The sequence below is a fragment of the Erythrobacter sp. Dej080120_24 genome (assembly GCF_036322605.1).
Taxonomy (GTDB): Bacteria; Pseudomonadota; Alphaproteobacteria; order Sphingomonadales; family Sphingomonadaceae; genus Erythrobacter; species Erythrobacter aurantius.
In genome coordinates this window covers 3,249,752-3,276,509 of sequence record NZ_AP027262.1, presented here as the reverse complement: position 1 = coordinate 3,276,509, position 26,758 = coordinate 3,249,752, and the positions used below count along the sequence as shown (strand labels likewise).

Sequence of the window (26,758 nt, the reverse complement as noted above, 5' to 3'; positions counted from 1 at the left end):
GGTGATCCGCGCTTTGTGCTTGATCTCCGAGCTGGTCGCAGGCCGCGTAGAAGGACTATCGACAGGGTTGAGGCCTTTCTGGTTGAAACGGGGAGCGAGGGCCATGTCTAAGGCTGGTTTGCTCTTCTTCTTACCGGACGCAGGTGCTTTGGCTGAACTCGATCGAGGTTGATCAGGGAAGCGCATCTCGCGCAAACCGGACCAGTGAGCCTCCATGAATGGAGTGACGACTGACTTCTCGGGGCCATACGAGCCGGCGCACATAGCTCTTATCGAGTCCTTCAACGGCAAGTGTCTGGCGGAATGCCTGGATACCCGGGAGTTTCTAGGCCTCGACGATGCGGTCCGAAAATGCGGGGCTTTGCGTGGAGTCTACAAAGAGATGCGACCAAGCGCGCGATCGGCCACAGACCGTGGAAAGCGCTCATCTTCGCTGGCGGCACATTGTCCGCCGCGATGACGAAATGCTGGAAGACGACGAGCAGATTGCTGCCGAAACGGGTGGCGGCTTACAAAGATCAAAACTGTTGGCCCAAGCTGTTCTCCCTTGGGCGGCAGCGCATGACCGATCCACAGCTTTCGCAGGCCCTAAGCCAGAGGTGACGGGTTTGGCGATAACCGGGCGCTTGCATGAAACTCGCTTGCCGCTGGCTGTTTCCCCAGAATGCCCGCTTCCATGAGAACATTCGAACTGTCAGTCGATGACCACCCGGATTGATGGCCCTTGGTGCTCTAAAATTATGATATTGTGAGAGAAAAAATCCTCCCGCTGTGAATTCTTGACCCGATAACAATCTATTTACCCAGTATATAAATTGTTTCCGAATTGAGAATGTTAGCATCCGTTAAATGGGGATCTGGTGTAAAACCGCTAGCTTTGTGCAACGCGAGGAAATGAACTTTGGTCTTGTTCGCCGAAGACATGAACGAGATAGGCCAGGCGGGCCACGAGCCGGTAGCGCTCGTTCGCTGGCTCGTGTCTCTCGCTGCGCATCACGGGGCAAACGCTTTGACTTATCAAGTGTCTGACCTGTTCGACTCCTTTGAGAAGACTCCCCCCCATATCTATTTTCTTGGCGCTCAAAAGTTCTCCCGGCATATGTTGCCGCCCGAGCACGCTGCCGCGCTTGGCCGGTGCAACACGTTTCTGGTCAAGAATGGAAAGCCGATCGTGCTCTCGGATTTTCTTGACACATTTGCAGCGCTGGAGCCGAAGATGACCGACGAGATCATGTCCGAGGCCCGCGCGCGGGGAGTGCAAGATCAGTTTATGGTTCCGGTTTTCGGCCCATTTACAGTCAACGGCGTTGTTACCTTCGCTTTCCCGCAGACACTGGACGGGGAACGTGACGCCCTTCTCGATGACCTGGAAACCGCAGCATCGATTTTCCATATGCGCATGGTTCGTCATTTCGGCTCGCAAGCTGAAGACACTCATCTTTCCCGGCGCGAGAACGAGGTGCTCGACTGGATGGCGAAGGGTAAAACCAATGCCGAGATCGCGCTGATACTCGGCATCAAATCGACCTCTGTGGGAACCTATGTACGCCGAATTTTCGAAAAGATGGGTGTCAGCGATCGCGTCTCTGCCGCGGTTGAGGGTGTTAAACGCGGATTTGTAAACTAGCCAGATCGGCCGCAACTGCGAAACCCTCGGGACGTAATGCCGGCTAGAATATATGCATACGTCAGTATTCTGAAGTTAGAAGATCACCGCCGACGGTTTGCATTGACGCTAGCTGATTACTCTTGGTGATGGGCCAATTCATTGATTTGGGCTCTGAACAAGATACCCAGCTTGCTTTCCGCTTTCGTGCTAATGGTGAAGCGGGTGCCGCTTCGCATGAAGAGTTCCCGATCTTCTAAAATGCACGCCCATCTGAGCGCGGTTTCGTTTGACAGGCCAAGAGTGCGGGCTGTGGTTTCCAGGTCGAAAGGTTCGCCTTTTCTATGCGAAATAAAGCTGCAAAGAAGCAGATCCCATGCGGGCTCTCCGAGTAGACGGGGATCAAGCAAGAATGCACGGGCTTGGCGCTGCGCGAATATCTTCTCAGCTTGTTCGAGCTGCGGATCCAACCCGTCGGCATACAGGCTTTCCAGTCTGGCCATAAGCACACCCCCAATTCACAAACTTATCGTGAACACTAAAGGTCTATGGCACGGAGGGTAGGCTTGGGAAAGTAACGCGAATGCAGGACATAGCGGCTTTTTGACGTTGTTGCGCTGCGTAAGTCATGCACAAGGCATGACATGGGCCAACCGCTTAGGACCTGATCCCCGAGTGGAGAAGACCCACTCCTCGATGACAAGAACCGCTATGGGACTCTGGCAAATCGGGCAAAATGGCGAGCCAGCCTCTGCCAATCATCCGAAGGAAGATAGACGGACCTCTGGCAGGTCTGAGACACTGGCCCCAGAATACTCGGTGCCGTTCAAGAAGAGACCGTTAGGCCCTGTTTGTCTTGCTAGGCCGTGTTGACAAAAGACTTCAGCCATAGGCGGGCGGCGGCGAGGTTGAGGAAGCTTTCGAACGATAGGATGGTCTTGTCGTAACGGGTGGCGATGCGACGCTGCTGCTTGAGCTTGCCGAACATGCGCTCGATGCGGTTGCGGTCCTTGTAGCGGCGATAGTCGGGGTGCTCGGGCACCTTGCGGTTCGAGCGGGGCGGGATGATCGGCAGGATGCCCCGGATCAGCAGGCTTTCCCGGAAGCGATTACCGTCGTATCCCTTGTCCGCCAGCAGCGCCTTGGGCGTGGCGATGGGGATCTCCATGAGCGGCTCGGCTGCAGTGTAGTCGGAGGCTTCGCCACCGGTCAGGATGAAGCCGAGAGGCAGTCCCTGATTGTCGCAGCGGGCGTGGATCTTGCTCGTAAAGCCGCCGCGCGATCGACCAAGAGCGTTCGCACAAGCCCCCCTTTTCCGCCCGCCGCCGAGACATGGCCGCGAACACTGGTGCTGTCGATCATGTGCTGCCAATCGTCGGTCAGTCCCAGATCGACCAGCGTTTGCAGGAGTGCATCCCAGACACCTTGTTCGGCCCAGCGCCGGAACCGGACATAGACCGAGTTCCACTTGCCATACCGCTCGTGCATGTCGCGCCAGGGACAGCCGACCCGCAACACATGGAGCATGCCGTTGAGGAAGCGTCGATTATCGCCAGCTGGCCGCGCCCAGCGACCCCGCTCAGGCGGAAGTAGCGGCCCGATCAGTTCCCATTCCGCATCCGACAAATCCCCGCGACCCATGACTGCTCCTCAAAAAGCAGTCTTGAATCAGAACATGGGGCGTTTGGGAATCCCTTTTGTCAACACGGCCTAGCGAGAGCGAACGCTCTGCTTCTCTGGAAATGACCTGATAGGAGGTGGCTTTGCCACTCTCCGCAATGCCTGCACTGAGGGTGAGTCGTGCAGCACCCTTTATGTAGCTGTTGCAAACACGGTCGACTTCCGCACGAAGGTCGTCGACCAGCTTTAGAGCTGGCCGTGAGGCAGTCCCAACCAGCAATATGCCGATCTGATCCTCGGCTGTTCGTCCAATCAAGTCTCCATCTCGCTGACATTGCCGGACACAATCACTAATGGCCCTGAGCACCATGTCCGAAGCCTCTTCCCCCCAATCCTGCTTAATTGCATCGAACCGATCAATGGCCAACAGGATCAGCGTCGACGGCAAACCCAATCGACCGGCCCGATTGAATGTCGTCTCCGCCAAAGCCTCGAATGTTGTGCGATCATAAAAGGCTGAAACCGGATCGATTTTGCTCCGCTTGTTCTTGATTTCAATGCCCTCAACAATCGCCAATGCAATCAAAGTGAGGCCCAGAGCTGCGGTGAGCAGCGTGAGACCTATGAGCAGAACAGCGCTGAAAGAGGAGGCCCTCTCCATAACTCGATCCAACTCGCCCTCTGCGAGGAGTACGAGGGCTGGCCGTGCCAGCCCCAAGGCGGCCTGTAGCCCCATGAGCCAGATCAAAATCTTGTCCAGGAGACCTGCCGGAATGGCATACCAAAGAGCGATCGCACCGATCCCGAAGAGGATGGATGTTGCTCCATTCTGTACGATGAGCGCCGCAGCCTTGACGTCGGCCTCCATCGAAGCCCACAAAAGAACGCAGGAAACAACCGTTATGCCAGCCATTGCGACTAGCGGGATCCTTTGTCCGACCCTGTTTGCTGCTCCCCAGACAATCGCGATGACGCTAAGGCAGGCAAGGAAATGCAGTATTGGCGTAATTTGCGCTGGCGACAATGCCGGGAAAGCAATGTGAATCGCCATCGCGATCGCCAACGCAAGAAAACCAAGTGCAAAGCTGAGAAGATGCAGCCTGGTTCTTTCAGCATACCATAGGGTCACGAAAATTGCAGCAAACATTGCGGCGATGGCCGGCCAGATCATTTGGGTGATTGGGGTGCTCATAGATCTAAACCAAACTCCAAGCTAATTCGCGTACGCCAAGCATTCCCGAGCATAGTTGAGTGTGTGGTCATCGTCATCGTATTTTCTTTGATCGGGCCCATTGTGGGCATAAGGCTTTGCTCGGACTTGTGCTCGGACTTGTGCTCGGACTTGGGCTCGGGCTCGGTCGAGCAGTGCAGAGCGGCCACCTTCGACCATCACGGTGGCTGGTCTGCTGGCGAGGCGACAAGACCGGGTTCGGCGAGCCATGGTTCAAGCGGCACAAAGCGACACCTCGATCCGACTTGCACCCACAACCTTGGTGATAACGGATCGCGTCAAGGTCGCTGATCGTATCGCAATGCACAAATTCGGTTGACTCGGCGCTGACTACGTATTAAGCAGCTAATCGAACCACAGGAGCTTATTATGAAGAAACTTGTTCTTGCCCTTGGCGCAGTATCTCTGGCTCTTTCGCCTGTGGCTGCGTCTGCCGTTGAAGGGTCGCAGTTCTCTCGGTCCGCGGCACCCGTGGAAGGCGAGAGCGAACTGACCGGTGGCAGCAGCATCATCATCGCCCTTTTTGCGGCAGCTGCGGTTATCGCTGGTATCGTTGTTATCGCAGACGACAGCAACGACGACTTGCCCACGAGCCCCTGACCCCGGCTCGACCTTTTCAGCTTAGTCTGCGGTACAAAACGGCCTCTCATGCGAGAGGCCGTTTTTTTGTCCTGTCTTCATGCCGCGCGAGGTTGCGTTTCCAAATGGCGGGGATGAAGTCTCGAGCGAGGGCAAACATCACTTAACCGGAAAGTTGAACTTCGCGCCACATGCTACCCAGTCTGTCGAACTGCCTCTCGATCCCTTGACCAAGCAATAGCAGTGAGACAGTGACTTGGGCGTAAGAAGAATGGAGCGAAAATGCCGCGCCGACCTGTCCCGAGACTGATAGTTCGTATAATCGATGAGCACCGAAGGCGTGCAATGCGATTGGGTGATGCACTGGATCCTCACCTGTTCGATGCCTACCCCGCCGGATCAAACGAACAAGCTGCTCGAGCATTGAACGGAACCGACCTCATTCTGGTCTATGACGGGCCCGGAGCGATTGATGCTCTGGATCGTGCGATGCTGAAGGCCATGACCTTTGTTCCCTTTTGCGCATACGGCAAGCCGCATGACCCATGGAGGGTTGTGTCAGCCTTGCGGCGCGGGGCGATCGATTACTTCTTGTTCCCCACTGACGTGACTCTTAACGAGCGGGCATTGCTCGCCTATTCGGAAGGCAGGAAACGAAGTTTGCGGCGCTTGCAATTTGAGAAAGCGCGAATCGCGATCGGGAACCTTTCGACACGCCAATACGAAATCGTGGTCTTGGCTGCTGATGGACTCACCCCGCGAATGATTGGCCGGCAACTCGGGCTTGCTCAAAGGACCGTAGAAGTTCATCTGAATGCAGCGATGCGGACCCTCAGGCTTGAAACCGAGCAGCAGCTGCCTGAGCTTAAGTTTGCCCTTCAGCACAGCCACGTCGATGGCGCCACGTCCAACTTCAAACACCCACCACTGAGCCCATACGAACCCGGCGGCTGAAGCCTTTCACAGACTGCATACCATACGAGTTGTGTTGCCGATCAGGAATGCTCGCAGCGCTGACTAACATTCCGGAACATGCTGTTTTGCCAGCTCGCGCCAAAAGTCCGAAGCAATCGGCGCAGACAATGCAAGTCCCAAGTGCGCCAGAGCCGGCCGAGCAGAACCGGCTCAGAGAATATCTGCTAAAAGATGAAAAGGTGCCATCATAGCAGCGGTTTGATTTGCCCCATGCATATGGGGAATGGCAAGTTTGCCTTGGTATTGAGGCCTATCCCCGCCGATGAGGGGGAGACCAGACCTTTTCATGCATCTTTAGGGCCTATTCCCGCAACAGCGGGAGGTCGCTGGCATACGATAAGGGCCTGAAATTGCAAGTCTGCAGATCCTGTGCTCGATGCTGCGTGTCCTTGCTCAAAGCATAGCCTGACCAATACAAACAGGAGCGCCAGACACCCTAACCGATCGCTTGAAGACCAATTCGCACGGCAGCGGAGAAGCGCTTGACTGCAAACTTCTTGGTTATGTGGCCTTTGTGAATTTCGACCGTTCTGTGACTGATCTTGAGAATCTTGGCCACTTCCCGGTTGGTCCGCCCGGGAATGAACTGGTCCAATACTTCTCGCTCTCTGGGTGACAGTTTCGCAACCAACTTCTGAGCCAAGGCCGACTCAGTCTGCTCTTTCGCTTGCAAAATCCCCAAATCGATAGCCAGTTGGAGCCTGGCTCTCATGAGGTCCACGTCGATTGGAACCTGGAGATAGTCCGTGGCTCCTAATCGGGTGACGTCAATAACCCGATGTGCGCAACATTGGGCCGCAAAGGCGACTATGCAATGAAACCGGCCAAACTCGCGCATAGCAGCGAACATGGTCTCTACAAGATCGCCTTGGTCCTCGACGAGCACAAGCCCTGGTGCCGCGCTGTTAGCTGCTGCTTCAACAGATCGGTGAATCTTGCAGCCAAAGCCAGCCTCATTCAACTTGCGTTGAACCTTGCGAGCTATCGATGGATCCGCTGCTACGAGATGGATCATTCTCTTGGCCACTCAACCTCCTGCTAAAATTGTGCAAATCAACGACTGACACTCCTCCTCGGCAGAGTGGGCCGCAATGCCACGGGTGACTATCAGTGGTCGATCGCGATTCGCCCCTATTAGCACATGCTCGTCTCGACCATGGTCCGGTTCAATACCGATCTCTTGAGAGTCAAAGCCGGACAGAAAGTGCGGGAATGTCTGGCCTCAAACCGCCGTGTGTGGCGGCCTAAGCAGCAGCATTCCGAAACCATAGGCTGCGTGTCTTCCGACGCCTCTGGTCAACATCTCGATGAAAGCCTGACTGTCCGTCACCAACAACTCACCGTGGATGATCGCCTCCGGGCGGTCCTGTCGGCTCTTGCCTCTGCGCAGCGTAATGCGGCGGCTGCTAGCAACTCTTGAAGCTTCAGGAACCAGCTCGGCTGCCGGCCGGAGGCGTTCGGCCAGCCATGCAAGATAAAGGTCCTGCCGCAGCTGAGCCCGCTCCACCCCTTGGGGAATGCCTGAGGGCCATTTCCTCATGGCATCGACCAGATAGACATCCAACTCAGCCCCCTTGGCATAGGGTTTGGACCTCGCGGCTTGATCCGGCCATGGCAGAATTGGCCTCATTAACCTGCGGACCGGAACCACCCTCAAATCGAAGGCCAGGCGCTGGCCTATTATCCATTCCCGTGGCATCGACTTGAGCTGAAGTGTTGCCGGCGAAAATAGCTCGTGAAACTCCGGCGGCGCAACCTTGGCGCTGATGCTCTTGAGCTCTTCCTCCGATCTACTGCAATAGCCGTACAGAGTTGCCAGGTTGCTGCCGTTCCTCCCTGGCAATAGTCTAAAGGGTTGGATGGTTCGCTTACCAAAGCATTCGCTTAGCGCGTGATGAAGCAGACGCCCTTCATCGGGCCATAAACCGTGAATCCGGCTCAACTCGCGCAGGCGATCGAGCGCTATAACCTGCCTGACCATTCGGAGGTCGCTCATGGGCGCGGCCTGCTTGGATGGACCCAGCCTTCAACGACGTTCCGGCTGCCCGCGTGGATCCCGGTTGACCAGTTCCTTACGTCCGTCAATCGGATTGTCTGATCGGCGATGGGCTCGGTCCCGGGACCGCTACCTTCTGGCCAAACTGCGCGAAGCGGTTTCTCAATCGGAGCGGCAGCCACCAGTGCCGAAAATGCATCCTTGCCCGTGACCCAGCCTTGCATGATCTGGCCGGTCGGCAAGCATGGCTTGCGACCAATGTACAGGGGCCGGGCGGGGCGCTCGATAGCCTTGGCGATCTCCTCGATACTCGGATCACCCTCTTGCGGCTCAAGGCGAAGCACAATCCTGAGGGCCAGATCCATATGATAATGCCGTTCCCTGCGGTGGACCGACTTGTAACTGGCGCCAGCGCGGCCGACTGGCGCGCCAGAAGTTGTCCAACCTCTTTCATATCGTCCGAGCTTGGCATTCTGGAAATCTACCAAGAGACTTCCAACAAATTCCCTCTCACGTCGTGCGCCGAAAACCAGCCTGCTTTGCAGGCACTGATGAGCCTCGCTATCCGCCCTTTCCCAACCAAGGGCATTGCCAATTAGTCCCACCAGCATCGAGGCTGCAGGAAAATCACGTGTGGGACCAAATTGATCAACACGCACCCCTCCGAATGCAAGGAGCGGTCCTTCGAACAACAGATGTAACCACGACCTGTTTGGCATATCAGCTCACGCCTCTACCTTGGAAACCATTCCTGCCCCCCAATCAGCCAGCGCACTGATGGAATATCGAGTGATTTCAGGCAAAGGTGTCCGGATCGACAGATGTGCCCTTTCTTCGTTCGTTGCGTATGCCTCGTCTTGCATCCGTAGTTCTTCGGCAAGCTTGCCGATCGCGATCTCTGGACAGTGCGGTATCGCCGCTCGATAGGCTGTAGCCAAAGAGCGCGGTTGTCGATCTCCCGCTTCCAAGAGCACAAGATCAGCACGGCCGAACGGAGCGGTCGACCCCTTCTTAGCTCCTGGTGAGACTTCCGCGATCAAATGGATGAGGCTTCTCACCACGCTACCTGCGAGCGTCCGATCGCCTGCGCAGTTCCTGATCAGACCCGGCACATCGATCACAACGTAGCCATAAAACAGACCGTTCCCGATTTCGGTTTGCTGGAGGGTGTCCGCATTCCTGACCGAAGGAGGCAGCGCGAGATCGTCGACGGCAGAGAAGAAATCTCCTTCGACCTCTACCTCGTGTACCGAAAATGCGTGAGCGACATAGATGGGTGCCTCGATGTTGGCTTCGACGTCCGCGGTGACCATCCGCCCGAAGAGCGCGGCGGTCAGGCCCCCTGGCAGGGCTGCGCTTTCAGCCATCACCTTGAAATTCGCAGTCTTGATCAGAGCCTCCACTGACTGTTTTGCAGCTTTGGGGCTTTTGCATTTATTGGCGATCTCTTCGGCGTTTCTGGCTAGCCACGCCAATTCGGGTTGTCCAAGCAGCAGCGGAGCTCGCGATTTCCTGCCTTGATCTCCTCTTGGGCCATAAATGAACCGCTGAAATCCGGCTTCGATCGCATCGACAATCTCTTGCTCAAACCTCGCTCGCAATGGACCACTCACAAGTTGAGTCACTAGATCTCTTGAACGAAAGCTCTCTACATAGCCGGACAATTTTTGGAGCGCGTGAGGATCATGTTCCGCCATCCGCCAATGGCGCTTGAGACATTGCGACGATATGCGGGTCCGCGGGGTCCCGCCGTAAACCAAACGCTTTGCTTGCCCGGCTTCGTCGCGATTGAGCAAAGCCGCGGTGTAGCTGTGCAACGTATGAATTTGCAGGAAACGGGGATCAGTCATGATTGCGGTCCGGTCTCAGGGCCTTGTGGCTGATGACGATAATCTGGCAAAGCCAAGCAAGGCGTTTATTGGCTCCGAAGGAACGGGAATTTTCCGCTGCAGTCAACGCAAGCAAATGCTTGACTGTGGACCGGAAGGTGGATTTTGCCGCTAGCTTCGCTTGGTCTTCATTGCGCCGGCTTTCGAGAGCCGAAGTCTTGGCTCCATACAGGGGCAAGGCTCGCGGTTGTGCGCTCGATCCGGAAAGCCTGAGGGGCCGGGTGCAATTGCTCCAGGGTGATTTGAAATGTGGTTGCCTCCTGTTCGGATTTCAGAGATCGAGAAACTCGTTTGCAAACCGGGGGCACTGGCGCGTTAGTGGGCCTTGAGCGTAATCAAGGACCCAAAATGTTCCTCAATTTGCCTTTGCAGAAACCGTTCGGCACTCCTTTCCGCCTCTCTTCGCTTTGCTGAGCTGCAAGGCACGGTCGGTAGCGCAATCTTGAGAAGGCTGGTGGCTTCCCTCACAAGGAACGTCACTTGCCTCGCCAAAAGTTCCTTCTCCTGCTCGACCTCCCGCGCAGCCTTGGCACGGGCCAAGGGCCACAACCATTGAAAGAACATACGGTCCACTGTTTTGTCCAACTGGTCGGAGCAGCTGTCAGCAAACCGGAAGTCTCCTGAGGAGATCGCCTGCTTGTCACCATTCGCCACTGCCAAGGCTATCGCCACCCGCAGGGCTTTATTAACTTCATGGCTTGCATCCAGCAGGATCCGCGCTGAGCTTTGTACAATCTGCGGTTCAGTATCAATCAGCACAGCCATATCGTCCGGCAACGGGATTACCCGTTCCTTGTAGCCGCTTGTCCGACCTTGGCTGCGAGCAAGCGCTGCCGCCAGAATTGCGCAATGCCGATCGTCCTCCCGCCTTTGAGCCGATTCAGGCAAATGCCAATCCGGCCCCACCAGCAGGTCAACCATTCTGCGGTAGTCGAACTCTCCTTCGTTCAAGGTAAGTGACTTTAGGTCGCGCCTGTGGATGGGGGCCCATATGTCGCCCAGGTTACCTTTGAACTCAGATGCCGCAATTCTGGGTAAGGATGAGATGCCAGTCTTTGCGACTATGCCGTGGTCTTGTTGCATAAGCCGGACTCGCCGGCAGACCTCGATGAAAAGCGGGTCAAGCTGGGCAAGTGACAGTTGCTCATTCTCGACCCACGGCACTGTCCAGACCAATCCGATGTCGCCGTTGGACATATATCCAAATTGGTTGTCCGCAAGGACCCGATTGCGATGTCTCAAGGCAATAGCAACGTCACGACAAAACCAGGCACCTGGTCTCAGTCTGGCGTCAGTCTCTGACTTTACGGGAACTCGGGATAACATCGGCCGGGAGGAGGACCCGCCATTCATCCTCGCGATCCCGTAGTTCTTTTTGCCACCGAACCCCTCACCGGTCTGCATGGCAACAAGCGCAAAGACCCAGTCCTCCGCCTCTGCCAAACGCATCTGGCTCTGTTTCAGGTCGTGGTTCTTCGCCAAGATCAGCACATCGAGTGAGTCCGGTGCGGAAACCTGCTGCGTCCAGACCACATCCGGCTGACACGGGGGTTGCAGGAAAGCCGGACTGCTAAGGTCTGGTACGACAAGTGTCCAGGCGGCATCGTTCCCGGTATCCGCGGTTAGGTTGCTCAGCAAGTTGCGCCATCGAGCTTCATTCTGAGGCAATGTGATTTCGGCAGCTCTGTCCATTGCCAGAGCTGCCAGCTGGACAATGAACATATGCCATGCCGGCATCTGGTGGGGCCTCAAGGCAGTCAGGTCGTCGATTTCATCGGATGCCAGTAATGCAAGCAAGCCGGGAAGGGTGACCTTTAATCCCTGCCGCACTGTGAAAGTCGGCTCCAGCAGCAGATTGTGCATTCCCTTGTTTTTCGTCAGTTCACAGACGTGTCAAGGGTGCGGGGCGGGGGGATGGGATGCCAATCTCGCAAGAGGCAAGGCCAACCGATGTCGTCCGGTAAGGTATCAGCTGTCCGATCGGCGTAGGCGTCGGGTGCGCGTTGCCACATCACCCCTTTGAGTTGCCGGATTGCAAGTCTCGAGACGAAACGGGAACGGCCCACTGTATATGCCAGAACCAATCCGCTTTTCGTTTCCAGCGCGCACCCAATGCCGACGATAGAGCGCCAAGAGAAAAAGCCAACTGCGTCCGGCAATGTATCGGGGCGCCAAAGCTCACCGAGGGCAGGGCGCAGACCCGGACCACAGGATCATGGCGAGGCAAACCAAACCGATTCTTCTCGTCTCGCTACATAAAGGCTGACAGAGCCCGGGCGACCTTTACTTTTGCACCCTCTGTGATTTCGACAATTACGCGCCGACGATCTTCACTGTCCTGCTCCCGCGTCAGAAGATGCATGGACTCAAGAACCTGAATCCACCTGAGGCCAGTAGTAGGAGGGCATGCAGCTCCGATGCAGGCGCTGGTGATGGATATTTCCCTGTTGGAATCGGCAGCCACATAGAGATCGAGCAGAATGTCCCACGCAGGGCTCGTAGCAAATCCTTCCATTCCGAAGACCTTGTCCACCTCTCTTCGGGCAGCGTAGATTTGACTTGCAGTGGCGACAAACGCCTCCTTGGTCGGCAATCTCCTCGAGTTATTACCAGACAAGGTGCGCAACTCCGCCGTTAGCGCCTCAATCTTGTCTACCAATTGTCGTTGTTGGCTAGGATCTTCTGCATCGGTCAAGAAGCGTCGAGGGAAATTGTTCTGCTTCATCACTTTGCTTGCCAAGAGGACCTCCGTTCCGTCCATGCGTGGACATCAGTGGAAAAACGATATTGACCCGCTTCCGGTTCCCTCTCTCGTAACGAATCAGCGATTCGCTGCGTATTCGTATTTTTACGTAGAACCTTGTTGAGTACCTTCTGGTTTCTGTTTTCACGGTCACAAAGTGCGTCGCCAATGTTTCTTGGGGATAGAAATCGGCAGGCCTCGCTTAATCGCGGATTCATCCTCCGAAATTCAGGGGGTTGCGCGGTTGGAAAGGATTTTTGGATGGTGTTTGTCCGGGTCGGGTTGCCCGCGGGGGAGATCGGGGCACTGTAACGATTTGGGACCGTCCGCCGAAAACACTTGCGTTTCGGGTGCAAAAAGCGCCGTAGGGAACTGCGCCGCCTTCTGCTTTTGTATCAAGTTCGGGAAATTGCTCAAAAGGCTGGGAGATTAGGTGAGGACGATGGAGAACCGGGAGAGCTTGATGCATCAAGCCCCGATAGACAGAGCTATAGCAATGGCCGAAGCGGTGCTGCACGAGTGTGACGAGCACGGCTTTGTCTTTGCGGCAATCGACATTTCTTCTGCCTTGGACAAGCTTCGAGCAATCAGGGACGAGTCAGGAACAGAATAATCGCCGTTTGCAGGTGAAGTTCTTCGCGCGTAGTATAGCGCGATGTCGACTCAGGATGCTTTTGCCGTTTTCGACTCTTTGACAGCCAGGCAACACGAGACTTTGGCTCTTGCTGCTACGCATATGACGTCTAAGCAGATCGCAATTGAGCTCGGCCTTGCCCCAGTCACCATCGACAAGCGCATCGACGTTGTTCGCGCCCGGCTAGGCAATATCGCGCGGACCGAATTGCTCCGGCTCTATTCGCAATGGATCGACATGCATGATCGAGCCATAGATGACCCAATCATACTGGCTATCCAGCGCGGTAAGCAGGCAATGACTGCCATGCAGCCAGCGGATCCCACCCTGACCTTTGCCGATAGTCTTTCCAGTGACTTGCAGCAAAATTGGGGTAGTGATCTGATCCGGTTGCGTCCGGGATTAAGACCCTCGGACCTGGGCGTGGCAGGCAAATTGCTGTGCATTCTCGGGGGAGCGGTGGCCATGATGGTTGTTGCAGTCCTCTCAGTGGCATTCGCGAGCGCGCTCATGTCCTTGTTTTAGGGGTCTCCTCCCGGTTTACGCAGACCAAAGGAGAAACCATGTCCCTTACCCTTGATGCAGCCACGGCCCGTCTGGTCCGTGAAATGTCCGCCTCGGAAACCGCCATTGATGACGCGCTGGTTTCAGCAACATCCTTGATGCATTCCGCAGCGCTTGCTCAGCGCGAGTTCGCTCATCTTGCCCCTGCGGTCAGGGCTCAATCGACCATGCTTCACCTTAGCAAGCTCATGTCGGGCCTCATCGAGGCACGCGGTGAAGCGCTTCGCGTTCACGGTCAACTGCTCGATATAGGGCGCGAGATGGGCGCTACAGAGAGCCCATATTGCCCCCCAAAAAATGAGATCGAACCGGACTCGCTCAAAGCAGCCTGACTTGCCAGACTGGCGATGAAGCGGCATCAAGCGAGGCTATGGCAAGATTTCTTGTTCAAAGCACTCTCATATTGGTCGTCTTCATCGCCGCCTGGCGTATTGGTGGCAAGCCAGAGCGCCTTGTCGCCAGCATTTATGCAACGATGCTCCTCGCATCGACCTGCTACGCATTGCTTGGCGGTGCGGACGCCGACGCAGACTATTCCGACTTGCACGGCTTCCGTTTCTTGCTCGACCTTCTTGCCCTTGCCGGCGTTGTTATCGTGGCCTTGTCTTATGATCGATGGTGGACACTATGGGTAGGTTCGGTGCAATTCATCGCCGTCATGCCCCATCTGTTGCGGATGGCGGATGTGCCGCTAGAACCTATCGTCTATGCGATCATGGAGCGGTGGCCAGTCTGGATCGCGGTCGGGATCACGGGCTTTGGGACATTCCTCCACAGTCAACGAGCGAAGGCGATGACTTGTTCCGCCTGAGCCGACTTCTGGCACCGCTTGAATCCAAGCCCGATCAGATTGCAGCACGTCTTCTGTCCCGCTTCGGGTCTTTGAGGAGACTTGCGCAGGCTCCGGTTGCAGAACTGCGTGACGCAGCGATGGCTGACGAGAATTGGGCCGATGCACTCATTGCTGTGAGGCAGTTGCTCCAATCCGTTTCTCTGGACGGGAGCGCCAGCGTATGGGAGGGACGTGATCAGCATGCATTATCAGCGCGGTTGCTAACGACCATGCGGAAACTGCCCGAAGAGCGCCTCGTGGCGATCTTCGCTGATTCACAAGGGGCCGTTATCGCCGAGGAGACCATAGCGGAAGGGTCGCGAGCAACCGTCCTCCTTTCCCCGCGTCTGGTCTTTCGCATGGCCCTGAGCCTTGATGCCAGAGGCATCCTGTTGATTCATAATCATCCGTCAGGAAGTGCCGAACCGAGCTTGCTCGATATCGAGAGCACGCGGACGCTTGCGAGGCAAGCGGTCGACCTTGGGCTCGTCTTGATGGACCATCTTGTCGTGGGAGCTCATGAGGTGACCAGCATGAAGTCACGGGGGCTGTTTTGAGCAGTTCTGAACCCCGAGATGAATTGCACGCTGAAGCGCTCTACCAACTCGCCGAGAACAAGGCTTCGGCGCGACCGAGCGGAGCCGCGCTTAGAGTGGTTGATCTCGATGCAGAGGACACTCTCAATGATCTTCGCCTCTTATCGGTTGCCATTCGCGAGCTCGAGCGACGCGCGGCACGCCGGAGGGAACTGCCCCCCGAACTCTTCGCCGATGCGGCTTGGTGCATTCTGCTCGATCTGTTCATTTGCGAGCATCAAGGGTTTGTGATTGGCCTGTCGACAGGCTTCAAGCGATGGCACCTCTCCGAGGCGACTGCGGTGAGATATATTGCCGCTTTGATCCAGGCCAATCTGGTTTCAAGGGTACACGGCGTAATGCTGCCAGCGCAGGTGGCGCTCCAGCTTACCGACTATGGCCGACTCGCGCTCAAGCGCGTTCTTGCGGCCCACGCGTAAGGGTCGCTCTGCCAAGAAGAACGATGGCATCGCCGGGGAAGTCCAGCGGAGAGCAGGAACGGGATCAACCTTGGATCGTGCAACAGCGGTCTGCTTTTTGCCTAACCGCCGTGCCGCTCCCATGTCGCCTCTTGGGACTTCGCCTAGAGTAAGTCGCGGGATAGTATACTATTGTATCGCCAGTGCAGCTTAAGGATTTGTGCTGTCGCGAGGTCGGCACGGATGGCCAAAGCATAGCCTCAAGATCTTTGCGCGATAACGCGTCTGAAGCATTCCATCATCCTCGACCACCTGAATTTTGGACGAGCCGGCAACAAGGGCTTCCGCCTATGACGTCGGTGTCCGGCTGGTGAAACGATATCGCTGGCGGTCCTTCTGGCGCAAGGTAGGCAAAGGCAGACACCGCCTCGTCGGCCTGGGTGGGTTCAGCTTTCAGGGCAAGAAGGAAGAGGCGGGGACCTCTTGGGGCTGTTTCGGCTGCATGGGGTTGAAAATGAGAACAATCGGTAGGGCGCAGTTCGTCGCGATATGGCTCTGGCTCTGGCTCCGGCTCTGGCTCTGGGGGCATAGCACCTCGTTGCCGAGCGAAACTCCTGACTGCCGATCATGTTGCAACAATCATCAAGGTAGCATCGCTGCCCTGCCTCGGGACCGGCAAGCCACATCATACCATCGCTCAAAAAGAAGAAGCCCCGGGGGAGCCGGGGCTTCTGTGCAATGATCTTTTTCAGCTAAGGCTTACCGGCCTCCGAACAGATCGCGAAACCATTTCCACATGAGTCTTCCCCTTCTTGAAACGAAGAATCATATGGTTAGGCCGTGTTGACAAAAGACTTCAGCCATAGGCGGGCGGCGGCGAGGTTGAGGAAGCTTTCGAACGATAGGATGGTCTTGTCGTAACGGGTGGCGATGCGACGCTGCTGCTTGAGCTTGCCGAACATGCGCTCGATGCGGTTGCGGTCCTTGTAGCGGCGATAGTCGGGGTGCTCGGGCACCTTGCGGTTCGAGCGGGGCGGGATGATCGGCAGGATGCCCCGGATCAGCAGGCTTTCCCGGAAGCGATTACCGTCGTATCCCTTGTCCGCCAGCAGCGCCTTGGGCGTGGCGATGGGGATCTCCATGAGCGGCTCGGCTGCAGTGTAGTCGGAGGCTTCGCCACCGGTCAGGATGAAGCCGAGAGGCAGTCCCTGATTGTCGCAGCGGGCGTGGATCTTGCTCGTAAAGCCGCCGCGCGATCGACCAAGAGCGTTCGCACAAGCCCCCCTTTTCCGCCCGCCGCCGAGACATGGCCGCGAACACTGGTGCTGTCGATCATGTGCTGCCAATCGTCGGTCAGTCCCAGATCGACCAGCGTTTGCAGGAGTGCATCCCAGACACCTTGTCCGGCCCAGCGCCGGAACCGGACATAGACCGAGTTCCACTTGCCATACCGCTCGTGCATGTCGCGCCAGGGACAGCCGACCCGCAACACATGGAGCATGCCGTTGAGGAAGCGTCGATTATCGCCAGCTGGCCGCGCCCAGCGACCCCGCTCAGGCGGAAGTAGCGGCCCGATCAGTTCCCATTCCGCATCCGACAAATCCCCGCGACCCATGACTGCTCCTCAAAAAGCAGTCTTGAATCAGAACATGGGGCGTTTGGGAATCCCTTTTGTCAACACGGCCTAACATGAGGTAAATAAAACGCAAGTGGTTTTAGGCCGCCTCAGCTTCTGTCTGGAGTGCCTCGATAATCTTAGTCATCGTGACAGGCCTCGAAAAAAGAAATCCCTGGGCTTGATCGCATTCCATGCGCGCAAGCAGTTCCATCATCGGCCTTGTTTCTACACCTTCCGCTACAACTCGCTTGTTCAGCGAGCGGGCGAGCGAAATCGCTGACTTGACGATAATGCGCTTCTCTTCATCCGTCTCCATGTCCATGACGAAGCTGCGATCGATCTTCACTTCATCAAAAGAGATATGAGACAAGCGTTCGAAATTGGACACGCCAACCCCGAAATCATCGATCGATATCTCGACGCCCATCCTTCTCAATTGTGTGATGGAATCTGCAACAAGACCCATCTCACTGCTTCTGAATGTCTCGGTAACTTCAAGAACGAGATTGCGTGCCGGCACACGGTGGGCGGCGATCAGCTGCTCGACCATGGGAGGGAAGATCGGATCCTGCAGATCGAGCACAGACACATTGACGGCGACCTTGAAGAGCGGACATACACCAATGGCCTTGTTCGCGTCACTCAAAGCTCTTCCAAGGACCCATCGGGTTACCTGATCAGTTCTTTGGTGGGATTCGGCGAGCGCCATCAATTCCTCAATATTGATTTGCCCTCGCAATTTATGATGCCACCGCAACAAGGCTTCGGCTCCAACTATGGTGCGGGTGCGCAGATCAACCTTGGGTTGATAGAGCAGCTCAACCTCCTCGTTATGAATTGCGGTTTCCATTTCGGACAGGATCTGGAGTTGCCATCTGTCGGCCCCGCCCTTGTTCCGGTCGCCGATGACAAACAGGATGCTCTGAAGCGAGGCATTTTCGGCACATTGTATTGCGTTCTCGCTTCGCTCGCGGATGGGCACATCATAGCTGATGTCCACCCCGATGGATGTTGCAAGATCGGGTCTGTTGTCGCCGACACTGACGCCTTTGCGCAGGACGGCATGAATGCCCTCGATATGCCCGCGAACTTCTTGGGCAGATAGTTTCGGACGAGTCCACACCAGCGTGTCCTTGTGGAACGCAATCTCGCTATCTGGTTCGAGAACCTTCATGACAGACAGAATTCTCGACAAGAGTTCTTCTATTTCCTCTGGTGAGAGAAGCGCGGACATGGCCGCAAAGTTCCGGATCTTGAGGGCATAAACGTCCTCATCAGGCGAAAGGCGCTTGGACTGCATTGCCTTGATCCGGCGCAGGCCTGTTGATCCATGAAAATTGCGCGCAGCGATCCGGTGTAGCCGCGTCTGTGCGATCGCGAGGCACAGTGCTGCCGGCATGACGTCAACATTCACATTCACATGATCCAGACCCAGAGGAATGATGATCAGGCCGGCGCAAGTGCCGATTAGCAGGAGCCAGGAGGGCCGGGATCGGCCTGCTTGCCAGATCATCACAAGCGCGACCAGCGCGAGCGGCGGCAGCCATCCCAGATCGATCGGCATCCCGCGCTTGAGTGTCTCGGCGCCAATCACATGGAAGTAAACGCCCGGGACGTAGCCACGAAAAGGCATAGGATGAAAGTCGGCCGAGGTTCGGCTGGAAGGCGCCACCACAACGTCTCTTCCGGCAAAAATGCCGCTATCTGCATCATCAGACAGGGCATCAATATAATTGATGGTCGGGATGGTCTGGTAATCAATCGCGAAGTCCGGCCTGTACTGGCCTCTGCCATGCTCAAGTCGTGCGAGCTCCGCAGACATTGATCGATGCTCTTTGCCCAGGATCATCGCGTGCGTAGGGAATCTGACCGAGAGTCCGAATGGCCCCTTCTCGCCCTCGATCGATACAATCTCTACCGCATCTCTGAAGCGCGGGTGAGGCAGAATGTGAGCAAGGCTGCCATCGCTTTGCTCAATATCGGTAAAGGCGCCGAAGAAAATGCGCCCCTTGTGGCGCTCGAGCACCGATCGCAGCTTCTGGTCTGCAACGGGATCTGTGGGGTCGGCATAAGCGCGGTCAAAAAAGATTCGCTTAGCTCCATGGTCCAGCAGTCTCTCGATCAGCCTTGCATCCTGGTCCCGGGGTGGCTGGTCTGCGCCCAAGACGTTGAGTGAGGCATCGTCCACGGCCACGACAACCACTTGCTGATCTGCCGGATGCATTCGGATCTGGGCACGGACAGCGCGAAAAGCATCTTCTGCGGGCAAGGCCAGTTCGATAGCGCCCGCAAACAGAGCAATCACGATCGCCCAAACAGCAACGGCGGTCTTGTTGCGATCGTCCCGGCTTCGCCACGGTGCACGCCTCAGCGCGCAAGTCACCGCCTTTGCCGCTGATACAGGTAGTTTGAGCAAGGCTTCAAAGAAGCTCGAAGGTCTCATTACACTTTTGCTTCTCGGCTGGCGTACTGAAGGACTGATTGCACCACACTTGGGGCGGAATGGTAAATTTGAGCTTAACTCTGGCTATGTTTCATTGGGGAACGACTGCATCCGTAGACGGTCGCTCACGAATTTTAAAGAGCTCGGCGCCCGCCAGAACCCCTCGCGTTTGATGGAATTATGGGTTTCACTGGCTGCATTCGACAGAGAGTCTAGCTGCACCCCGCCGTCTGCTTCTTGCTTAACTCGCTTCGAGTGAGGCGGCGATGTCGAGAATGGAGCGCGAGAGCACCATGGGATCATCCTTCGAGGGCAGAAACCCTCGCCTGCGCCAGAAACCTGCCGCTTCGTCATCAACCGCTTTCACGATCAGCGGCCTGCCCCCAATCAGTGATGCGCCCTCGACGCACCGCTGCAAGGCATGCTTGAGCAGACCGGTGCCGATGCTCTGTCCTCGCCATTTCTCATCAGTCGCCAGCTGGACACCCGCAAAAACCCCTCGCTTTGAGGCCATGATCTGTGAATAGCCGCTAGATTTGTGGACGCTTTCTTTCCTAATTTTGAGGACAGGAGGCGACGATGGGACAGGCTAATTTCAGTGATGAGTTCAAACGCGATGCGGTGGCGCAGATCACCGAGTGGGGCTACCGGGTAGCGGAGGTTTCGGAGCGGCTCGGAGTGAGCCAGCATTCGCTCTACGCATGGAAACGGCAGTTCGCACAGCGGCCGGAGGATGGGGCGAAGGATTCCGAGATCCGGCAGTTGAAGCGCGAGCTGCAGCGGGTAACCGAGGAGCGCGACATTCCAAAAAAAGCCACCGCGTATTTCGCCAGGGATGCAAAGTGAGATACGCGTTCGTGGCCGAGCATCGCACGCTGTTCCCGGTGCGTGCGATGTGCCGGTGTCTTCGCATCCAGCCCAGCGGCTTCTACGCCTGGTTGAAGAACCCGCTGAGCAGACGGGCGAAGGAAGATGTTCGCCAGACCGAGATGATCCGGCATGCGTGGGAAGAGAGCGGCAAGGTCTATGGCTATCGCAAGTTGCACGACGACCTGCTCGATCAGGGCGAGACCTGCTGTCCGAACCGGGTGGCTCGCCTTGCCAGCCTGGCGGGCATCAAGGCGAGGATCGGCTACAAGCGCAGGCCGGGCCGCCACGGTGGGAAGCCGTCCAAGGTGGTCGACAACACGCTGGCCCGCCAGTTCGATGTTGCAGCGCCCGACAAGGCATGGGTGACCGACATCACCTACATCAGGACGCTGGAGGGCTTTGCCTATCTGGCGGTGGTGATCGAGCTCTACTCCCGCCGCGTGGTGGGCTGGTCGATGCACAGCCGCCAGACCACCGATCTGGTCCTGCAGGCATTGCTGATGGCGGTGTGGCGCAGGAAGCCGACGAACACCGTGCTGATCCACTCGGACCAGGGATCGCAGTTCACCAGTATGGACTGGGCCTCGTTCCTGAAGGTCCACAACCTGGAGCACTCGATGAGCCGGCGTGGCAACTGCCATGACAATGCCGTCGCTGAAAGCTTCTTCAACCTGCTCAAGCGCGAACGTATCCGGCGGCGGACCTATCGCTCACGCGACGAGGCCAGGCAGGATGTGTTCGATTACATCGAGATGTTCTATAAACCGATACGCAAGCACGTGAGGAACGGGATGCTGTCGCCCGTAGAGTTCGAACGGCAGCAGATGATGAGCACCGAGGGTGTCTAGAAAACTCGGGGCTATTCACTGTAAACTGTCAATATACGAGGATGAAACGAGCCGCACCAATTAACATGCCAAGAGCGTAGACCCCCAACATTATGCTGGCTAACCAATAACCCCACGGGATCTCTTTCTCCCTTTTGGCGAGTAGTAGGCAGAAGTAAGAAAGTGCGCTGAATCCAAGGGCCAACAGTATCGCTCCAAGAAAATAAAGGTGGGTCATGGCGTGCCTAGGACTTGAATTCGCCCATTTGTCATTGCTGCTAGATACTGAGGTGTAAGATTTAGAAAACGCCCTTTCGATTGAAACACATAGTTCGGACAACCATGCTCGCCCTGTTCAGTGCGGGGTTCGTTTTCTCGAAATTCTAGCGCATTCCTGATTATCGCGCTCCATTCTACCGCACTTAGCGAGGCTGAGAAGTTTCTTTCGTACCATTCTGCACGATGCAGAATGCAATCAGGAACATCAAGCCCCGCGTCTGCTACAAGTTCACGCGCCAAAACGGGGTTGATGTGGTACTTTACAGATGCAGTTTCCGCGATAAGAACAGGTTTCTCAATAGTAATTAGGAGTTCCGCGCAGGCCGAGTAGCAACGCCTTGGAACAATAACACCAGCAAATTTGGAGTCGACGAAATTCGACAATGTAATCAGCGCATCGGCCTCACCACCTGGTGAGTCAATCAACAGCCAAGGCTTAGCCCGCCTAATTTCGTCCTCCTGTCTCAAAGTTTGACTTTGGAACTCCTTTACAGAATTTGCAGTAATGACGCCAGCAAAGCGGAATGTTGAGGCAGATCTGTCGATCTCAATCTCATACGATGGCAAATCATTCGCGTGTGATGGGATTCCAATCTGGGCGGCCCAGAGGCCGCCCAGAACGACTACGATGTTTATCCGTTCGCGCAATGATTCGCAGCCTTTGTTCGATCTTGATTCTCAGTTTGTTCAGGGTATTCGTATCCGAACCCACCCCCAATCAAGTCGATGATTTGACCTACAGGCCCGAGCAGATTGTTACCAATCGACGCTCGTTCATCTTGGATGTCCTGTGTGCCTGACTGGACACAAGCCTCAAAATCTCGCCAGACCTGTCCATCGGCGTCTACAAAATAGCCAGTATTTTGATCAATGTAGGCACCACCCGGTTGGTTGTCGACCCATCCGACTGCGACAATTGCGCCGCCCGTCGGCACGAGCCCAAACATCCAACTACTTGGCCCATCTAGCTCTTGCTCTTGCAGCTGTGATGGTAGGGCATCCTTATGGAGCTGGACACCCGCAACAACCACATGTTTTCGGCGCAAACGGTGGGATAATAGATTGAGCAAGCAGAGTGGCTGCCTGAGCGCCTGATTATGGGAGTTTTCCGGTTGCCTTCTGGCCATTTTCTGCCTCGCGTGTGCCTTCCAGACGCACCTATCCGGTGGCGGCTTGTCGTTCATGGAAGATCAGGCGGTCGAAGTTGTAGACCAGGTTCGCGAGGGTGAGCTTGGCCTGGGCGCGGGCCAAACCGATGGTGCGGATGAAGAGCCCGTATCGCCCCTTCTGATGGGCAAAGACATGCTCGACGCGGGCGCGGACCGCTGACTTGGCGGCATTTGCGCGTGATGTCTGCTCGGGCATCGGCTTGCCCTTGGGCTTGCGGCGATGGATGCGACTTTTGAACATATGCCGTGACAGCCACGTCTCGTTCTTTCGGCTGCGATAGGCGCTGTCAGCCCAGACATCGCTAGCCGTGTTGTCCGGATCGATCACATGGCGCAGTTCCCGCCCGTCGCTATGCGCCGCCGAGGTCACCTTGCCCTTTCGGATAAAGCCGAAGCGTCGATCAATGCTGATATGGCTCTTGTAGCCGAACACCGGCGTGGCGATCTGCGGAAGAGGCGTCCCATCGGCGCGGTACCGGACCTTGCCTCCGACCTTGACCGTCCAACGGGCATCGACATCCTTCTGGTGCGCCTTGTTCGGCTTGCCTGGCCAGATCTGCTTTGCTGACCTGCCCGCCTTCACCGCGGCCTTCTCGTCCTCGGTATTGCGCTGCTTGGGAGCCGGCACCAGCGTGGCGTCCACGATCTGCCCGCCCATAGCGAGATAGCCGCGTTCGCGCAGTTGCTGCTCGAAAGCCTGCATCAGCGCTTCGAACGTGCCGCTTGTCGTCAGTCGGTTGCGGTAGTGACGGATGGTGTTCTCATCGGGCATCGTGCCGCCCAGATCGAAGCCGAAGAAGCGCATCCACGAAAGCCGGTCGCGGATCATGAACTCCATGCGGGCGTCGGAAAGGTTGTGCTGCGCCTGCACCACCAGCACTTTGAACATCGAAACTGGATCGAACGGCGGCCTGCCGCCCTTCGCACCATCGCTGTATCCCAGCCCCTCTACCAGCAAGGAGCGGAAACGCTCGAAGTCCACTGCGTCTGCCAAAACCTCAAGTGGATCGCCATCCCGGCTCAGTCGCTCCAGGTGCTCCGAAAGTGAAAACAGGCTCGATGGTTGCATCAGCATTATCTCCTCGCCGACGCTGAATCACATCAGTACGGGAAATGCGAGGGGTTATTGCGGGTGTCCAGCTCTCCTCCCGGCCCGCCGAGTTCACCTCCGGCCACAGCCTCCATTTCAGCAATATCGAGCGCCCTAAACCCAGTTTTTTGTTCGATCACATTGTTATGAAGCATTCTACTTTACTCCTTGGTGTGCCCGCGCGTTTGTTGTTTCCAACCGAGGCAGCGCGGAGTTAACCTCAGCTAGCTTTCCTGTTGGAGCTTTTTTGGTCTCCCTCGGATTGTACCGTGAGTTCAGATTGCGAAGCCTCTGGCACCTGTTGTTTTCGTATTTGAGCGATCATGGCTTCACGCTGGGCTTGGGCCTTAACTATGGCCTCCCGGCCGATGGCCTGCCCAGCAATGACCTCAATCACCCTTGCTGCCGCCTCAAGTGTTGCGGGTCGGTGTGCCACGGCGATGCGCGTGATGTTGAGCGTTTTGAGCGTGTCGAGGATCTTGGTCTCGTTTTCAGCGTCGAGGTTGGCTGTGCCTTCGTCGAGGATTAGAACTTTGGGATCGGGGTAGAGTGCTCTTGCAAGGAGCACCCGCTGGAGTTGGCCTCCGGAGAGGACCGAGCCCATATCGCCAACGAGCGTCTCATAGCCCATCGGCATGGCGTCGATCTCGCCGTCGATCTGCGCCATGCGCGCGACCTCGCGCACCCTCGCCATGTCAATTTCCGGGTCGAAGAAGGCGATGTTTTCGGCAAGGGAGCCAGCATAGAGTATGTCGCCCTGAGCAACGGAGCCGATGCAGCGGCGGTACTTGATCTTGCGGTAAGACGAGATCGGACGCTCGCCCAGTCTGATCGCGCCGCTTGTGGGTTCGAACAGACCCATGAGGATCTTCATCAGAGTCGTCTTGCCGCCGCCTGACGGACCGGTGATCGCGATGAACTCGCCCGGCTCGATTGTCAGACTCACCCCTTGCAACACCATCGGCTCGTTGGCGCCGTAGCGATAGAACACCCGGTCAAGCACCAGCGGTCTGGCAAAGTCCGGCTCCTCGTTGCTCTTCTCGGCCTCGCCCTCTTCGAGTGGAGAGAGCGCGATGTCGGCGATACGGGTCAGGTGGACCTTGACGATCTGGTAGTTGATCGCCTGCTCGGTCAGCCGCATGCCGGCGTCGAGGAACTGCTGCTTGTAGGCCTGGAATGCAAAGATCATCCCCACGGTCAGGATGGAATCGAACGCAAGGCCAATGGCAATGTAGACAAACGCCACCCGCTCGGCGCCAATCACGAACTGCCCCAGCGCATCAAACGCCGCCTGCAAGCGGCCCAGCTTCACCTGCGCATTGACCGCATCGGCCTTGCTCTTCTGCCATAGCCGCTGGCGATTGCCCTCCTGTCCGAACGCCTTGATCGCCGCGATCCCGCGCACACTCTCGATGAAGCTGGAGTTCTCCCTCGCCATCGTGGTGATGACGTCGAGATTCTTGAGCTTGATCGATTGCAGGAACGCAAGCCGCAAGGCCACATACAGCGCCAGCGCTACGCAGGCGACACCGCCCAGTACCGGCGAATAGACAAACATCAGCGCCAGCGTCAGCAGTGCCATCAGCCCGTCGATGAAGGCCGCGATCATCCCCTGGCTGATCAGCTGGCTGATCGGCTGGGTCGATCCGAACCGCGAGATGATGTCGCCAACATGGCGTTTCTCGAAATAATCCAGCGGGAGCCGGGTGAGGTGCCGGAACAGGTTGACGATCACCTGATACGATAGCGAGTTCGACAGCGTCACCAGGATCAGCGATCTCAGCCAGCTGGCCAGAAGGTTGATGATCGTCAGCCCGCCAAACCCCAATGCCAGCATCAGGAGCAGATCGCTGTCAAACGCCGGAAACACCGTGTCGATCGAGATCTGCAAGAAGAACGGGGTGGCGAGCACCACCAGCTGCATCACCAGCGACAAGAGCACGACCTGCCGGATTGTGCCCCAGAACCCCGTCATCTTGGACCAGAGCTGGGTGATGATAAGCTGTTTGCGCTCGATCTTGGGCTTAAAGCTTTCAGATTTCAGGAGATCGAGCGCAACTCCTGTCCAGGACCGCGAGACCTCCTCTTCGCTCAGAACGATAGCGCCGCGCGCCGGATCATGGATATGATAGCGTTTGCCCCGCACCCCGCCGGTGACCGCAGTCAGCACCACAAAGTGGTTGAGGTTCCAATGCAGGATCGCCGGCATCGAGAGATGCGGCATATCCTCAATCTCACCGCGCAAGGGCCGGGCGTTAAAGCCGATATCCTCGGCGACCTGCATCACCTGTTTGAGGTTCGCGCCCTTAAGGCTCATGCCGTAGCGCTGGCGCAGCGCGATCAGATCGGTCTTGTAGCCATGGAAGCCCGCCACCATGGCGAGGCAGGCCAAAGCGCACTCGCTTGCTTCGCCTTGCGGAATGTATGGGGTCTTCTGCCGCCCCGAGAATTCAACAAGATCGAGCGCTGCGTTCATCCCCCTGGCACCCCCGCATTTACGGGTAAGAAGAAGCGCGCTGCAGGATGGAGGTTGAGCCCCGTCCCCCCTCTTCCACGTGGATTGGGCTGAGCCTTGCTGTATCCGGGCCCATGGGGGCAGCCGGCGGGCGGTAAACTCACGTGGAAGGAGAGGGTTGGGTGGGGGCCCGAGCCCTGCGACCACTGGAGCACGGTCGCTGCGACCCTCCTCCCCTTCCACGCAAGCAGAAACGGCGCAGCACCAAATACCGCATCGCCTCTTTCGCAGATCACGTTATTGCCATGGGCACCGCGCGCGGCTCCTTTGCTTTCCATTGCGGC

Annotated in this window: 24 protein-coding genes and 2 pseudogenes; 10 read left to right on the top strand and 16 right to left on the bottom strand. The window is 56.9% G+C overall.

Translation table 11 applies throughout. The annotated features are described in order from the left end of the window. Positions 1–214 precede the first annotated feature (214 nt). A complete protein-coding gene (locus AABA34_RS16460) occupies positions 215–460 on the top strand; it encodes an integrase core domain-containing protein (protein ID WP_445083743.1) in 246 nt (81 codons plus the stop codon). Positions 461–907: 447 nt separating this feature from the next. Next, on the top strand, positions 908–1,627 hold the full coding sequence (locus AABA34_RS15725) for a helix-turn-helix transcriptional regulator (RefSeq protein WP_338303309.1): 720 nt from the start codon (positions 908–910) through the stop codon (positions 1,625–1,627). A gap of 116 nt (positions 1,628–1,743) precedes the next feature. Here AABA34_RS15725 and AABA34_RS15720 read toward each other — a convergent pair whose 3' ends face one another. The 3 genes and pseudogenes from AABA34_RS15720 to AABA34_RS15710 form a co-directional block, all read right to left on the bottom strand. Further along, complete coding sequence (locus tag AABA34_RS15720) at positions 1,744–2,109, bottom strand: hypothetical protein (protein ID WP_338303308.1); 366 nt, start codon at positions 2,107–2,109, stop codon at positions 1,744–1,746. A 356-nt stretch (positions 2,110–2,465) separates the two neighbouring features. Beyond that, positions 2,466–3,247: pseudogene (locus tag AABA34_RS15715) on the bottom strand (IS5 family transposase). Next, positions 3,186–4,418 (bottom strand): GGDEF domain-containing protein, encoded by a 1,233-nt coding sequence (locus AABA34_RS15710; protein ID WP_338303307.1) that lies wholly within the window; start codon positions 4,416–4,418, stop codon positions 3,186–3,188. The pseudogene AABA34_RS15715 and the gene AABA34_RS15710 overlap by 62 nt, the downstream one beginning before the upstream one ends. A gap of 408 nt (positions 4,419–4,826) precedes the next feature. Between AABA34_RS15710 and AABA34_RS15705 the strand changes: the two genes are divergently transcribed. Further along, the gene (locus AABA34_RS15705) at positions 4,827–5,057 is read left to right on the top strand and encodes a hypothetical protein (protein WP_338303306.1); all 231 of its coding nucleotides are present in this window, start codon (positions 4,827–4,829) and stop codon (positions 5,055–5,057) included. Between the two features lie 330 nt (positions 5,058–5,387). Then, entirely contained in the window at positions 5,388–5,990 is a 603-nt protein-coding gene (locus AABA34_RS15700) for a LuxR C-terminal-related transcriptional regulator (protein ID WP_338303305.1), read from the top strand. 457 nt (positions 5,991–6,447) lie between these two features. Here AABA34_RS15700 and AABA34_RS15695 read toward each other — a convergent pair whose 3' ends face one another. From AABA34_RS15695 to AABA34_RS15670, 6 genes are all read right to left on the bottom strand, one after another. Further along, positions 6,448–7,026 carry a response regulator transcription factor gene (locus tag AABA34_RS15695; RefSeq protein ID WP_338303304.1) on the bottom strand — a complete coding sequence of 193 codons (579 nt, stop codon included), beginning with the start codon at positions 7,024–7,026 and terminating at the stop codon, positions 6,448–6,450. A 207-nt stretch (positions 7,027–7,233) separates the two neighbouring features. Continuing rightward, the gene (locus AABA34_RS15690) at positions 7,234–8,007 is read right to left on the bottom strand and encodes a type I-E CRISPR-associated protein Cas6/Cse3/CasE (protein ID WP_338303303.1); all 774 of its coding nucleotides are present in this window, start codon (positions 8,005–8,007) and stop codon (positions 7,234–7,236) included. Next, positions 8,004–8,726, bottom strand: a complete 723-nt coding sequence (gene cas5e, locus AABA34_RS16455) for a type I-E CRISPR-associated protein Cas5/CasD (protein WP_445083742.1) — start codon at positions 8,724–8,726, stop codon at positions 8,004–8,006. The genes AABA34_RS15690 and cas5e overlap by 4 nt, the downstream gene beginning before the upstream one ends. Before the next feature lie 6 nt (positions 8,727–8,732). Beyond that, positions 8,733–9,857, bottom strand: a complete 1,125-nt coding sequence (gene cas7e, locus AABA34_RS15680; protein ID WP_338303301.1) for a type I-E CRISPR-associated protein Cas7/Cse4/CasC — start codon at positions 9,855–9,857, stop codon at positions 8,733–8,735. A gap of 354 nt (positions 9,858–10,211) precedes the next feature. After that, positions 10,212–11,759, bottom strand: coding sequence for a hypothetical protein (locus AABA34_RS15675; RefSeq protein WP_338303300.1), 1,548 nt, complete (start codon positions 11,757–11,759; stop codon positions 10,212–10,214). 388 nt (positions 11,760–12,147) lie between these two features. After that, a complete protein-coding gene (locus AABA34_RS15670; protein WP_338303299.1) occupies positions 12,148–12,621 on the bottom strand; it encodes a MarR family winged helix-turn-helix transcriptional regulator in 474 nt (157 codons plus the stop codon). A 673-nt stretch (positions 12,622–13,294) separates the two neighbouring features. On the opposite strand from AABA34_RS15670, the gene AABA34_RS15665 reads away from it, so the two are divergent. From AABA34_RS15665 to AABA34_RS15645, 5 genes are all read left to right on the top strand, one after another. Further along, positions 13,295–13,798 (top strand): LuxR C-terminal-related transcriptional regulator, encoded by a 504-nt coding sequence (locus AABA34_RS15665; RefSeq protein ID WP_338303298.1) that lies wholly within the window; start codon positions 13,295–13,297, stop codon positions 13,796–13,798. A gap of 38 nt (positions 13,799–13,836) precedes the next feature. Further along, positions 13,837–14,169, top strand: a complete 333-nt coding sequence (locus AABA34_RS15660) for a hypothetical protein (RefSeq protein ID WP_338303297.1) — start codon at positions 13,837–13,839, stop codon at positions 14,167–14,169. A 38-nt stretch (positions 14,170–14,207) separates the two neighbouring features. Then, positions 14,208–14,648 (top strand): hypothetical protein, encoded by a 441-nt coding sequence (locus AABA34_RS15655; RefSeq protein WP_338303296.1) that lies wholly within the window; start codon positions 14,208–14,210, stop codon positions 14,646–14,648. Continuing rightward, positions 14,636–15,226, top strand: coding sequence for a JAB domain-containing protein (locus tag AABA34_RS15650; RefSeq protein WP_338303295.1), 591 nt, complete (start codon positions 14,636–14,638; stop codon positions 15,224–15,226). Before AABA34_RS15655 ends, AABA34_RS15650 begins: the two co-directional genes overlap by 13 nt. 95 nt (positions 15,227–15,321) lie before the next feature. Further along, positions 15,322–15,684: a hypothetical protein gene (locus AABA34_RS15645; RefSeq protein ID WP_338303294.1), complete on the top strand. Its 363-nt coding sequence runs from the start codon at positions 15,322–15,324 to the stop codon at positions 15,682–15,684. A gap of 812 nt (positions 15,685–16,496) precedes the next feature. On the opposite strand, the pseudogene AABA34_RS15640 reads toward AABA34_RS15645, so the two are convergent. From AABA34_RS15640 to AABA34_RS15630, 3 genes and pseudogenes are all read right to left on the bottom strand, one after another. Beyond that, a pseudogene (locus tag AABA34_RS15640) lies at positions 16,497–17,278 on the bottom strand (IS5 family transposase). A gap of 100 nt (positions 17,279–17,378) precedes the next feature. Beyond that, positions 17,379–19,724, bottom strand: coding sequence for an EAL domain-containing protein (locus tag AABA34_RS15635; protein WP_338303293.1), 2,346 nt, complete (start codon positions 19,722–19,724; stop codon positions 17,379–17,381). A gap of 241 nt (positions 19,725–19,965) precedes the next feature. Next, positions 19,966–20,238 carry a GNAT family N-acetyltransferase gene (locus tag AABA34_RS15630; RefSeq protein ID WP_338303292.1) on the bottom strand — a complete coding sequence of 91 codons (273 nt, stop codon included), beginning with the start codon at positions 20,236–20,238 and terminating at the stop codon, positions 19,966–19,968. Between the two features lie 65 nt (positions 20,239–20,303). On the opposite strand from AABA34_RS15630, the gene AABA34_RS15625 reads away from it, so the two are divergent. Further along, positions 20,304–21,442, top strand: a protein-coding gene (locus AABA34_RS15625) for an IS3 family transposase (protein ID WP_338303291.1) whose coding sequence is annotated in 2 segments (ribosomal slippage) — positions 20,304–20,529 and positions 20,529–21,442 — 1,140 coding nt in all. Because the reading frame shifts where the segments join, the coding sequence is not laid out codon by codon here. A 213-nt stretch (positions 21,443–21,655) separates the two neighbouring features. On the opposite strand, the gene AABA34_RS15620 is transcribed toward AABA34_RS15625, so the two are convergent. From AABA34_RS15620 to AABA34_RS15605, 4 genes are all read right to left on the bottom strand, one after another. After that, positions 21,656–22,348 carry a hypothetical protein gene (locus AABA34_RS15620; RefSeq protein WP_338303290.1) on the bottom strand — a complete coding sequence of 231 codons (693 nt, stop codon included), beginning with the start codon at positions 22,346–22,348 and terminating at the stop codon, positions 21,656–21,658. Positions 22,349–22,858: 510 nt separating this feature from the next. Then, the gene (locus AABA34_RS15615; protein ID WP_338303289.1) at positions 22,859–23,944 is read right to left on the bottom strand and encodes an IS5 family transposase; all 1,086 of its coding nucleotides are present in this window, start codon (positions 23,942–23,944) and stop codon (positions 22,859–22,861) included. 26 nt (positions 23,945–23,970) lie between these two features. Further along, positions 23,971–24,114, bottom strand: coding sequence for a hypothetical protein (locus tag AABA34_RS15610; RefSeq protein ID WP_338303288.1), 144 nt, complete (start codon positions 24,112–24,114; stop codon positions 23,971–23,973). 65 nt (positions 24,115–24,179) lie between these two features. Beyond that, entirely contained in the window at positions 24,180–26,621 is a 2,442-nt protein-coding gene (locus AABA34_RS15605) for a peptidase domain-containing ABC transporter (protein ID WP_338303287.1), read from the bottom strand. Positions 26,622–26,758 lie beyond the last annotated feature (137 nt).

What these genes read in the sequence shown, in the direction of transcription:
- AABA34_RS16460 (WP_445083743.1), top strand. Translation starts at nt 215, where the DNA reads ATGAATGGAGTGACGACTGACTTCTCGGGGCCATACGAGCCGGCGCAC.
- AABA34_RS15720 (WP_338303308.1), bottom strand. Translation starts at nt 2,109, where the DNA reads ATGGCCAGACTGGAAAGCCTGTATGCCGACGGGTTGGATCCGCAGCTC.
- AABA34_RS15710 (WP_338303307.1), bottom strand. Translation starts at nt 4,418, where the DNA reads ATGAGCACCCCAATCACCCAAATGATCTGGCCGGCCATCGCCGCAATG.
- AABA34_RS15705 (WP_338303306.1), top strand. Translation starts at nt 4,827, where the DNA reads ATGAAGAAACTTGTTCTTGCCCTTGGCGCAGTATCTCTGGCTCTTTCG.
- AABA34_RS15695 (WP_338303304.1), bottom strand. Translation starts at nt 7,026, where the DNA reads ATGATCCATCTCGTAGCAGCGGATCCATCGATAGCTCGCAAGGTTCAA.
- AABA34_RS15690 (WP_338303303.1), bottom strand. Translation starts at nt 8,007, where the DNA reads ATGAGCGACCTCCGAATGGTCAGGCAGGTTATAGCGCTCGATCGCCTG.
- cas5e (WP_445083742.1), bottom strand. Translation starts at nt 8,726, where the DNA reads ATGCCAAACAGGTCGTGGTTACATCTGTTGTTCGAAGGACCGCTCCTT.
- cas7e (WP_338303301.1), bottom strand. Translation starts at nt 9,857, where the DNA reads ATGACTGATCCCCGTTTCCTGCAAATTCATACGTTGCACAGCTACACC.
- AABA34_RS15675 (WP_338303300.1), bottom strand. Translation starts at nt 11,759, where the DNA reads ATGCACAATCTGCTGCTGGAGCCGACTTTCACAGTGCGGCAGGGATTA.
- AABA34_RS15670 (WP_338303299.1), bottom strand. Translation starts at nt 12,621, where the DNA reads ATGAAGCAGAACAATTTCCCTCGACGCTTCTTGACCGATGCAGAAGAT.
- AABA34_RS15665 (WP_338303298.1), top strand. Translation starts at nt 13,295, where the DNA reads ATGTCGACTCAGGATGCTTTTGCCGTTTTCGACTCTTTGACAGCCAGG.
- AABA34_RS15660 (WP_338303297.1), top strand. Translation starts at nt 13,837, where the DNA reads ATGTCCCTTACCCTTGATGCAGCCACGGCCCGTCTGGTCCGTGAAATG.
- AABA34_RS15655 (WP_338303296.1), top strand. Translation starts at nt 14,208, where the DNA reads ATGGCAAGATTTCTTGTTCAAAGCACTCTCATATTGGTCGTCTTCATC.
- AABA34_RS15635 (WP_338303293.1), bottom strand. Translation starts at nt 19,724, where the DNA reads ATGAGACCTTCGAGCTTCTTTGAAGCCTTGCTCAAACTACCTGTATCA.
- AABA34_RS15630 (WP_338303292.1), bottom strand. Translation starts at nt 20,238, where the DNA reads ATGGCCTCAAAGCGAGGGGTTTTTGCGGGTGTCCAGCTGGCGACTGAT.
- AABA34_RS15615 (WP_338303289.1), bottom strand. Translation starts at nt 23,944, where the DNA reads ATGCTGATGCAACCATCGAGCCTGTTTTCACTTTCGGAGCACCTGGAG.
- AABA34_RS15610 (WP_338303288.1), bottom strand. Translation starts at nt 24,114, where the DNA reads ATGCTTCATAACAATGTGATCGAACAAAAAACTGGGTTTAGGGCGCTC.